This is a genomic window from Psychrobacter celer, assembly GCF_016107555.1.
GTDB lineage: Bacteria > Pseudomonadota > Gammaproteobacteria > Pseudomonadales > Moraxellaceae > Psychrobacter > Psychrobacter celer.
In genome coordinates this window covers 1-10,214 of record NZ_JABASU010000038.1, presented here as the reverse complement: position 1 = coordinate 10,214, position 10,214 = coordinate 1, and the positions used below count along the sequence as shown (strand labels likewise).

At 46.6% G+C, this 10,214-nt stretch carries 9 protein-coding genes; 5 read left to right on the top strand and 4 right to left on the bottom strand.

The features are described from left to right. A partial coding sequence (locus tag JFC05_RS12285) for an NUDIX hydrolase (RefSeq protein ID WP_198337090.1) occupies positions 1-325 on the top strand: 325 nt, incomplete at its 5' end. Positions 326-335: 10 nt separating this feature from the next. Here the strand turns inward: JFC05_RS12285 and JFC05_RS12280 are convergent. The 4 genes from JFC05_RS12280 to JFC05_RS12265 all read right to left on the bottom strand — a co-directional run bounded on the left by JFC05_RS12280 (position 336) and on the right by JFC05_RS12265 (position 6,220). Further along, positions 336-1,901, bottom strand: coding sequence for an FGGY-family carbohydrate kinase (locus JFC05_RS12280; protein WP_198337089.1), 1,566 nt, complete (start codon positions 1,899-1,901; stop codon positions 336-338). 50 nt (positions 1,902-1,951) lie between these two features. Then, on the bottom strand, positions 1,952-3,598 hold the full coding sequence (locus JFC05_RS12275; RefSeq protein ID WP_198337088.1) for a glycerol-3-phosphate dehydrogenase/oxidase: 1,647 nt from the start codon (positions 3,596-3,598) through the stop codon (positions 1,952-1,954). Positions 3,599-3,788: 190 nt separating this feature from the next. Beyond that, positions 3,789-5,540 carry an FAD-binding oxidoreductase gene (locus tag JFC05_RS12270; RefSeq protein ID WP_198337087.1) on the bottom strand — a complete coding sequence of 584 codons (1,752 nt, stop codon included), beginning with the start codon at positions 5,538-5,540 and terminating at the stop codon, positions 3,789-3,791. Between the two features lie 185 nt (positions 5,541-5,725). Further along, positions 5,726-6,220 carry a cupin domain-containing protein gene (locus JFC05_RS12265; RefSeq protein ID WP_198337086.1) on the bottom strand — a complete coding sequence of 165 codons (495 nt, stop codon included), beginning with the start codon at positions 6,218-6,220 and terminating at the stop codon, positions 5,726-5,728. 366 nt (positions 6,221-6,586) lie between these two features. On the opposite strand from JFC05_RS12265, the gene guaA reads away from it, so the two are divergent. From guaA to JFC05_RS12245, 4 genes are all read left to right on the top strand, one after another. Continuing rightward, the gene (gene guaA / locus JFC05_RS12260; RefSeq protein ID WP_198337085.1) at positions 6,587-8,197 is read left to right on the top strand and encodes a glutamine-hydrolyzing GMP synthase; all 1,611 of its coding nucleotides are present in this window, start codon (positions 6,587-6,589) and stop codon (positions 8,195-8,197) included. A 293-nt stretch (positions 8,198-8,490) separates the two neighbouring features. Next, positions 8,491-9,024 (top strand): NADPH-dependent FMN reductase, encoded by a 534-nt coding sequence (locus tag JFC05_RS12255; RefSeq protein ID WP_198337084.1) that lies wholly within the window; start codon positions 8,491-8,493, stop codon positions 9,022-9,024. 139 nt (positions 9,025-9,163) lie between these two features. After that, positions 9,164-9,532, top strand: coding sequence for a hypothetical protein (locus JFC05_RS12250; protein WP_198337083.1), 369 nt, complete (start codon positions 9,164-9,166; stop codon positions 9,530-9,532). A 46-nt stretch (positions 9,533-9,578) separates the two neighbouring features. Continuing rightward, positions 9,579-10,214, top strand: a 636-nt coding sequence (locus JFC05_RS12245; RefSeq protein WP_198337082.1) for a DUF262 domain-containing protein, incomplete at its 3' end; no start/stop codon positions are given.

The window sequence follows — 10,214 nt, the reverse complement described above, 5'->3', positions numbered from 1 at the left end:
TTGCTTGTGTCTTTATCTGGTTGCCACTCATTTGAATTCTATACACACCCTAATATTATCAGAAAATATTGAAAAAATAGGAACAGTAAAACCTAATAGCAGTATTCTATGCTCAAATATTCCTATATTTCTTGCTAAAATTTGTGAAAATGCTGAGCAAGATATGAGATTGATGGATAAAGAAACTGATAAAATTTTATTTCTAACCAAGAAAGAGGTTTATGAGCATATCTTGAATGGTAAAATCAGTGATGGCATGAGCTTGTCTGCCCTGATGCTGTATTTTGCCAAAGTCGATAGCGAAGCCTTGAATCATACTATATAAGACATCTGCTTCATTTAGCCGGATATCCTGTGATGTCTTGAATGCTCTGATACAACGGTTTTAGGCGCTTGTACATCTTCAGATAGACCTCATTATACAGGCGCTTATAGAGTTGCACGTTGGCTTCAATAGGGACAAATTCATCGCCTAAATGGGTCATGGCATCGCTAGCTACGGCGTGGTCGGGATAGACGCCGAGACCCACCGCGCAGTTGATGGCCGCGCCGAGGCCAGTGGCTTCAAAAGTGTGCGGGCGGTAGGCGGGCATGGCAAAGATGTCGGCGGTGAGCTGCATGGCGGCGTCGCTTTGGGAGCCGCCGCCTGAGACGCGCAGGTGTTTGATGGGTTTGCCGGTGCGCCTTGAAATGGTATCAAAGCCAAGCTTAAGCTCATAAGCCAGCCCTTCTAAGATAGCGCGGTAGACGTGTGCGCGGGTATGCACATCACCAAAGCCAATGAGTGCGCCTTTGCCCTCAAGCCCCGGATGACGCACGCCCGGTGACCAATAGGGCTGCATAATCAGTCCCATGCTGCCTGCTGGAATGTCTCTGACGGCGGCATCGAGGAGCTTTTCGGTGTCGATGCCTTGCGTCTTTGCTAGCTGCTCTTCATAGTGGGCGAATTGTTCTTTAAACCAGCTGACCATCCAAAAGCCGCGATAAATCATGTACTCGTGATTGTAGTAATGCGGGGCGGCGGCGGTGTAGGCGGGCATGTGTTTGAGTATCTCGACATAATCAGGGGAGATGGTGTTGATGGTGGCGGTGGTGCCAAAGCTAAGACACGCAGTATCGGCGGACAGTCCCGCTGCGCCTAGGGCTTCGCAGGCTTTGTCACTGGCTGCGGCAATCATCGGCGTGCCCTCTGGGATACCTGTGACTTTGGCAGCTTTGACGCTTATCTCACCGAGAGTTTGGCCTGGTGGGACGATTTTGGGCATTTGCTCGGGGGTACAGCTAAACAGTCGCCATTTTAGGTCTTTGGGTTTGAGCCATGTTTGCGCTTTGTAGTCATACGGCAGATAGCCGACCGAATGACCATTTGAGTCGATAAGTTCACCTACTAGCTGATAAGTGAGGTAGGCGGAGAGATTGACGTAGTGCGCGGTCTGCGCCCAAATCTCAGGCTCGTTTTGCGCCAGCCAATTACAGCGCGCTTTCTGCTGGGCGTCTTTGACTAATTCGCCCATGCCGATGAGTTTGGTCAGCGGGTGTAAAAAACCAATGTCATGAGTCTCAGCACGGCGCAAATCCATCCAAACGATAGCGGGACGTAGCGGCTGCTTGTCTTTATCAAGGCAAATCATGGTATAGCGCTGGGTGGCGAGACTGACGCCGGCGATTTGGTTAGGTTTAATCTCGCAGCTTTGCCACAGCTTTTGACAGGTCTCACATAGCTTTTGCCAGTAGTAGTCGGCGTGCTGCTCGGCATAATTGGGTTGCTCGGAGAAATACGGCTCGATAGGCACGCGGGCTTTGGCTATCTCGCTACCAAACTCATCAAATATCAGCGCGCGCACGCTTTGGGTGCCATTGTCGATAGCTAAGAAATAGATGGGGTCGTGAGAAGTGGTCATAGTAGTCCTTTACTATGTAGAGATATAAAGTTTTTGAGGTATAAAAAGCACTAAGCCGCAGGCAGATGATAATAACGCTGCCATAACTCGCTATAGCGAGCGACTTCTTGCTGCCATTTTTGCTCATTCCAGCCCAGCTCCTGCTGGCAAATTTGCTTCAGTCTGGCGCTAATCAGTGGTGTCATCGCACCGTGCGGTAGGATTAAGCCTAAGCGCGTCCGCCGCAGTAGTAAATCATCTAAATGTATGACTTGTTCAAAGCGTGCGGCAAAGCGAATCTCCGCCCAAATAGTGTTGCTATCGGTGACATAAGCTAAGTCTTCTTCATGCGCCAGCTCAAGTAAAGTATCAAGCTTACGACCATAGAATCCTTGCAAGCGCTGTTGTAGATTAGAGGATAGCGTCGCAAACTTAGGATGGATGGGTGCTACTTTACTAAAGACCTGATCGCCATTTATCGCTTGGTTTTGAGTAGCAGAGTCATCAAGGTCGAGCACCTTTTGACACTTTTTAAGCACATCAAGGGCAATCAGGCGAAAGGTGGTGAGCTTGCCGCCGCTGACGGTCACGAGATTATTATCGAGCCAGACGCTATGATCGCGCTTTTCTTTACTGGGGCTAACGCGCTTACCATCACCGCTATCAGAGATCAGCGGGCGCACGCCGGCCCACGTGCTGATGACATCTTCTCGATTGAGATCGGTATCATCAAACAATGAGTTAGTCGCTGCTAGTAGATAATCGACCTCTGCGCTAGTGATACCGACTTCTTCGTCATTAAGTGGCGGATGATCTAAGTCAGTGGTGCCAAGTACCGTACGGTTCTCCCACGGAAAGACAAACACCGCTCTTTTATCAGCAGGATGCAAAAAGGTATAGGCTTGCGAGGTAGGTAAGCGCTCTTGACTGACGACTAAGTGACTACCGCGTGAGGGGCGTATTTGCTTGTTGAAGCTTTGCTCAGTTTGCTCGCGGGCTTGCATACGTAAGGTATCGGCCCAAGCGCCGGTGGCACTGACCACCACTTTGGCGTGAACCTTATAGGTTTGATCTTTATCTTTAGAAGCGGTGTCTTTTAAAGTTGCACCCACCACCAAGCCCTGCTCATTAGTAATAAGCGACTCGGCTTTGAGATAATTAATAGCGTGCGCGCCGTCATGAATGGCTTCGTCAAGTACGCGCATCACTAAGCGCGAATCATCGGTGATCGCATCGCTAAATTGACTGGCACCCAAAAATTTATCTTGCTTAATATTAGGGTTTAGCCGTAAAAAAGCGTCCTTCTTAAAGTATTTAAAATAGCGCTTACCCGCTATTCTGTCGTAGACGCGCAGCAAGGTGTTAAATATCCACGGCGGCGGAAACTTGCCTTTGTAGTGCGGCATAACGTAGTGCATCTCGTTAACTAGACCGCTTGCTTCAGTGAGCATACGTTCACGCTCACGCACGCTAAGCAGTGTCGTTTTATAATCGCCTGAGGCAATGTAACGCAGACCGCCATGCACCATTTTGCTCGAGCGGCTGGAGGTGCCCCACGCAAAGTCTTTTTGCTCAATTAATAATACAGATAAACCTCGGCGAGCCGCCTCGCGGGCAATGCCGGCACCCGTGATACCGCCGCCGATAATGAGCATATCCCAAGGTTCAGATTTCGTTAAGGGCGCAAGGGCTTGCTGGCGTTGTTTGCTTTGGTTCATAAATTACTCTTCTTAAATGACGTCATTCATTTAACGAACATAAATAGTTAAGCCATTTTGAAATCAGTTCGATATAGTGCTGCTGATATTGATTTTGTGCAGCCTCTGGAGTGACGAAGTCGCACAGCAAGCAAGGAAAATTTATATCAGTAGCACGGGATAGACAATCTATCTCTCATATTTTCAATTTCTATTCCTCAAGCAATACCCCTGGATTCATACGCTGCTCAGGATCTAGACTTTTTAGCATATCACGAGTCACTTGAATCCCAAGCTTACCTTTTTCGGCAGCAAGGTACGGGGCATGATCGCGGCCAACGCCATGTTGATGTGAAATGGTGGCTTTACCATGGGCAAGGCTCATACTGGCGGCGTGTTTGATTTTTTGCCAGCGTTTTAACGTCGCCGCGTGATCTTTGGCGGCGCGGAAGAAGTAAGTGGTGTATAGACTCGCGCCTTGTTTATAGACATGCGAGATATGAGTAAAGGCCATCACTTCCTCACCCTCATCAGCGAGCGAGGTTTTTACCGCGTCTTGCATTTGCGCCATTTGCTCATCGATGCGCGCCCAATTGGTGGCGGTCTCAAAGGTATCGACCATAATGCCTTTATCCCAAAGCGTACCGCGCAGATACGGGAACTTAAAGCGCCCGTGCGCCCACACGCTACCCATGATATTGGTGATCTTACCCGTGACACTACCGTGCTGTTTTAATAACTTATTAAACTGCGTCACTGCTAGTTTATTCTGTGCTTTATCGCCTGAGAATCCATAAGTCAGCATCACCTTATCTGAGCTGAGTCCGCGCGCTTTTAGATAAGTGCTAATCGCTAAAAACTGGCTTGGCGTCGTACCTAGATGCAGATGCGCGTCAGTCTCGACGGCATTGCTGAGACGCAGCATAGAGAGGCGAACATTGTTTTGCACCGCTTGTTTGAGTACCGCTTTGCCCGCTTCCCAATTCGGCAAAAACGCCACTTTAAATAGCTCTTCTTCAGGTTGTGATTGCACGCGCATTTTTACCTCGGTAAAGATACCTGCGCGGCCCTCAGTACCCATCATCATCTCACGCAAATCAGGCCCTGCTGAGGATGCAGGAATGTCAACAATCTCTAGCACGCCTTGCGGGGTGACTAAAGTACCGCCTGCAAACATTTGCTCGATGCGCCCGTAGCCCAAGGACTGCTGACCACTAGAGCGCGCGGCAATCCAGCCGCCAAGCGTCGATAGCTCCCACGACTGCGGATAATGACCTAGACGATAACCGTGCTCGTCTAATTGTGCCTCGACCGCTGGCCCTTGGGTACCGGCACCAAAAGTAGCAATCTGGCTCTCGGTATCTAAGTCAATCAGTTGATCCATTTTACTCATGGCGACGGTCAAAACAGGCCGCGCGTCCTGTTGCGGATTGATATGTCCGACTACGGAAGTACCACCGCCAAAAGGAATAACAATCAGATCGTGCTCGCGTGCCAGCTTGAGCAGTTGCTCGACATCAGCGGTCGATTGCGGATGTGCCACGCCATCAGGGAAGGTCTCAAAGTCGCCGCTATGCATCGCAATCCAATCAGGGAAGCTTTGACCGCGGGCGTGTCTGAGTCTGATCTCTTGATCGGTCGAGACTATGTTTAGCTTGGTAATAGCTTTAGGCAAGCGTGATTGTGGCACCGTTTTTAGTACTTGCTGTAAGCTAACTGATTTGAGTTTTTTGGTTTTGCCAATGTGGGATTTGATCAGTTTTGCGCCATGCGGCGAGACTTTTTTATTAATATTGACGTTACCCCAACCATTCCAGCGCGTTTGCTCGATGGGGGTGTTAAGAGAGGTATTGGTTTTTGCAGTCACGTCTAGATTGGCGTTATCGTTGTTGTCGCTATCAGAGATTTGCAGAGTAGATGAGGGTTTAGCGTGTTTACGGGTAGGGAGTTTGAGTTTGCGCATAGAGACATACCTGTCGATTGTAATCACTGTACTTGTGGTTAGAGTGTAGCGGCTAGTTGGGTTAAATAGCTCAGCATAAATAGCGTTTATTAATCACCATACTAATATTTTTGAATGATAGCAACAAAAAAACTATTGTTTATAAATTATAACTAGACATGCCCATTTTGTGTTTGGATAACCCTTTAAACTTTACCCAAATCTTCTAAATCGACAAACTCCTTCTCTCCATGGATCTTGTACATTCTACGTTCGATGTCTGGATAGTTGGTGATATCAATCGGCGGTCTGCTTCCGCCCATAAGGTAGGTGGCGTCGCTATCGCTATCATTACGCATCGAATGCGCTGCACCGTACGCTGGAAAACCAACAAAATCGCCAGCACTTAAAGGATAAGTCTGATCGCCATAGCGCAGTGATAGCTCGCCTGATAATACGTAGATAAACTCATCTGACTCTTCATGATAGTGGTGCTGGGTGGTTTCATCGCCCGGCTCAACGCGTACTAGGTGTAAGCCAAAGGCGTTTAGTCCAACAATATCGCTTAGAGATACCGTATGACGAATGGCGTTGTCGTTAAACTGATGCAAGTGCTTGGTTTCAGGAATCGCAGTGATATCGGACTTAGTTAGGATATAGTCTTTTGGATCGTCGAATTTGGGCTTGGGTAGGCTAGTCATGGTTTATCTCCGTTATTTTTTCAGACTTAAGCTTATATAGTCAATATGAAATAAAATCTATACGTTAATAATACCGTGCTACTGGTACAAATTTTCCTTGCTTGCTGTGCGCTTCGCACTTTTCGATGCTACGCAGCTGTTATTCAAAACAAGTATTCCAGTAGCACGGTATCGGTTTTAAAGTGAATTAACTATAGTAGCGAATATTTTTTGACTTTATGTAGTTACTTGGGTAGGTACGCTTATGATTTATTTGCAGATGAAACGCTTTTTTTATTTACCTTATCCACGTTATCTAGTCGCCCATGATTGGCTTAAACTTGTTAAAATAGGCTGATAATTTTACTTATTGATGGACATCGATTTATGACCACTGCCGCTGCTATCCCTACTATCAAAGAAGATCGTATTCTTATTCTTGATTTTGGCTCGCAATATAGCCAGCTCATCGCTCGCCGTGTGCGCGATTCTGGCGTTTTTTGTGAGATGTTCCCTTATGATATCGACACTCAGCGCATCATGGACTTTGGTGCCAAAGGTGTCATCCTATCGGGCGGCCCTGAGAGTGTGCATGCGGACAATAGCCCGCGTATCAATGACGCTGTGTTTGAGCTTGGCGTACCCGTCCTCGGCATTTGCTACGGTATGCAGGCAATGGCTGAACGCTTCGGCGGTAAGGTACATGCCAGTGATATCCATGAGTTCGGCGCAGCGACCATTAACGTCAATGGTCATTCAAAGCTTACTGATGGCATAGAAGATAGCGTCAGTGAAGATAAATCGACCATGCTAAACGTCTGGATGAGCCATGGCGACAAGGTCATCGAAGCGCCACAAGGCTTTGATATCATCGCCAGCACACCAAGCTGCCCGATTGCCATTATGGCCAATGACGACAAGCAGTACTATGGCCTCCAGTTTCATCCCGAAGTCACTCATACCCTACAAGGTCAGGCACTACTCGGCCGCTTTGTGCATCAAATCTGCGACTGTGCTGGTGAGTGGACACCAGACAACATTGTCGATATGCGCGTGGCACAATTAAAAGAGCAAATCGGTGACAAGCAAGTGCTGCTTGGGCTCTCAGGCGGAGTCGATAGTTCAGTGGTCGCGGCATTACTGCATAAAGCCATTGGCGATCAGCTCACCTGTGTGTTTGTCGATAATGGCCTCTTGCGTCTGCACGAAGGTGATCAAGTGATGCAAGTGTTTGCCGAAAACATGGGCGTCAAAGTCATCCGTGTCGATGCTGAAGATTTGTTCTTAGATGCGCTAGCGGGCGAGTCTGATCCTGAAGCCAAACGTAAAATCATCGGTAAAACCTTTATCGATGTGTTTGCCAATAGTGCCCGCGAAATCAGCGTACAAAGCGATGGCAAAACCATTGAGTTCTTAGCACAAGGGACGATTTACCCTGACGTCATCGAATCAGCCAAATCGCACCAAGGTAAGGCGCACGTGATTAAGAGCCACCATAACGTTGGTGGTCTACCAGATGACTTGGCGTTTGAACTCGTTGAGCCGTTACGCGATCTATTTAAAGATGAGGTGCGTAAACTTGGTATCACCCTTGGCCTACCAGAGAAGATGATTTACCGTCATCCGTTCCCAGGGCCAGGTCTAGGCGTGCGTATCCTTGGCGAAGTGAAAAAAGAATATGCTGATATCCTGCGTCTTGCCGATGCTATCTTTATGCAGGAGCTGGAGCGCTCTGGCTGGTATGACAAAACCGCGCAAGCCTTTGCGGTATTTCAGCCGATCAAATCGGTCGGCGTGGTCGGTGATGGCCGCCGCTATGCGTGGGTCATTGCGCTACGTGCGGTTGAGACGGTGGACTTTATGACCGCGCGCTTTGCCCATCTGCCGTATGATTTGATAGAGACAGTATCGAATCGCATCATGAATGAAATCGCTGACGTCTCACGCGTGACGTATGATGTGTCGAGCAAGCCGCCTGCTACTATTGAGTGGGAATAATTTTCCAGTTTTAAGCGCATAAAAAAAGCCCATCGTTGTATGGGCTTTTTTGTGGGTGGCATTCTCACATTTGCGGCACACGCTGCACTACAAGACTAAAAATTGCCATCTTTACCCAACCGATTGGTAATATCAATCAACATTATCAACTATTACAAATCGGTCATCGCGCTTATCAGGCGTATCATAGTGGCACGTAATAAGGCGGTATAGATTGCCCCACAGCGAATGATAAATAGGCAATGACCAACGCTGCCGCCGCCATAACACAAAACAAGCATAAGGATTTTATAATGAACGTACTTGCCTTTGGCAGCAGCAACAGCAGAAACTCTATCAATCAAAAGCTGGCACGCTATAGCGCTGCGCAAATTGCCAACACTATCGACAATGCAAATGTGACCTTGCTCGATATTCATGACCTTGAGATGCCAATCTACAGTGAAGAGCGCGAAAAAGAGAGCGGTATCCCACAATTTGCCCATGACTTTTATCAAGCGATTGGCGAGGCGGATGCTATCGTCATCTCGTTTGCAGAATACAACGGCTCGTATACCTCAGCGTATAAAAACCTGTTTGACTGGACGTCGCGCATCGATATGAAAGTCTATCAAGACAAGCCAATGATCATGCTGGCCACTTCACCAGGGCCGAGCGGCGCGCAAAGCGTCCTTGCCGCTGCTGAAGGCTCAGCGCCATTCTTTGCCGCCGATGTCAAAGGTGCGCTGTCACTGCCGAACTTCTTCGATAACTTTGATGTTGAGAAAGGCGAAGTGACGGATGAATCGTTTAATCAGCAATTGAATGAGATTATCAGTAAGCTGTAAGCTTTGGACGATTGATAGGCAATAGAAAAACACTCAACTTGGTTGGGTGTTTTTTTTGTTCATAAATATAATTTAGCTGTGTTTGTTGATATTAATGTACTATTGTATGGTTTGTATATATTCAAGGAGAGTATTAGCTATGAGTAATTATTGGTTGGTTGGAGCAAACTGGGACGGCGTTGCCAAGGATCAGAGCTTTGTTGAACAAGGTATTTGGATGTTAGGCTGGGACGAAAAAGATCAACCTTCACAATATAAAAAAGCAGAGAATATTAAGGTAGGTGATAGGATTGCGATCAAAAAGATGCGTGGACAAAAAGGGGGCTTAAAAGTTCTGCATATAGGTATTATTAAAGGTGTGATTCTAGATACAAATAGGGTTATATGCACTGTTGATTGGGTAGTAACTAATCTTAATCGAGATGTTGAAGAAAGTCGCGGTTGCTTTAAGTCTATCCATGGTCCTTATGAAAAAGATGATTGGGTTCAAGAAGCTTTCTGTCTGTAGCAATAACTATCAAAGAATCAAGTTTTTTAGAATAAGGAAATCTATAATGGCAAAAGTATCCCTTGACGCTTTACTTCCCAGAGAAGATTTTGATGTAGAGGATATTCCAAATTCTGCAAAGAAGAAAGAATCTTTTTCTATATCTGATTTAAGAGAAGACGACTTTTTTTACTCTGCTTTAAGAAAGCCAGATTTTCAAAGAGAAACCAGTGAATGGGATCCAAAAAAGATAGTAGAGCTAATAAAAAGCTTTATATATGGTGAGTTAATTCCAGCTGTGATTCTATGGAGAAGTAAAGGAGGGTTTAACTTTGTTATTGACGGCTCTCATAGAGTGAGCTCTTTAGTGGCTTGGATAAATGACGATTATGGGGATGGTCCAATAACTCGTGATAGTTTCAATGGTGTTATACCTGAAGAACAGATTGAAATTGGTAATAAAACGAGAAGTTTAGTTGAAAAAGAAATAGGTAAGTATTCTGACTATCAGTTAGCTCTCAAATATCCTGAAAGAGTCACTGATGAAGTCCGTAGAAACTCGAAAAATCTAGGGTCAATTGCTGTGCAGCTGCAATGGGTAGAGGGAGACGCAGATGTAGCAGAAGCTTCTTTTTTTAAGATAAATCATGTAAATACCCCATTCTTAACACAACATCATCGTAGAATAATTAAGCCACCTGTC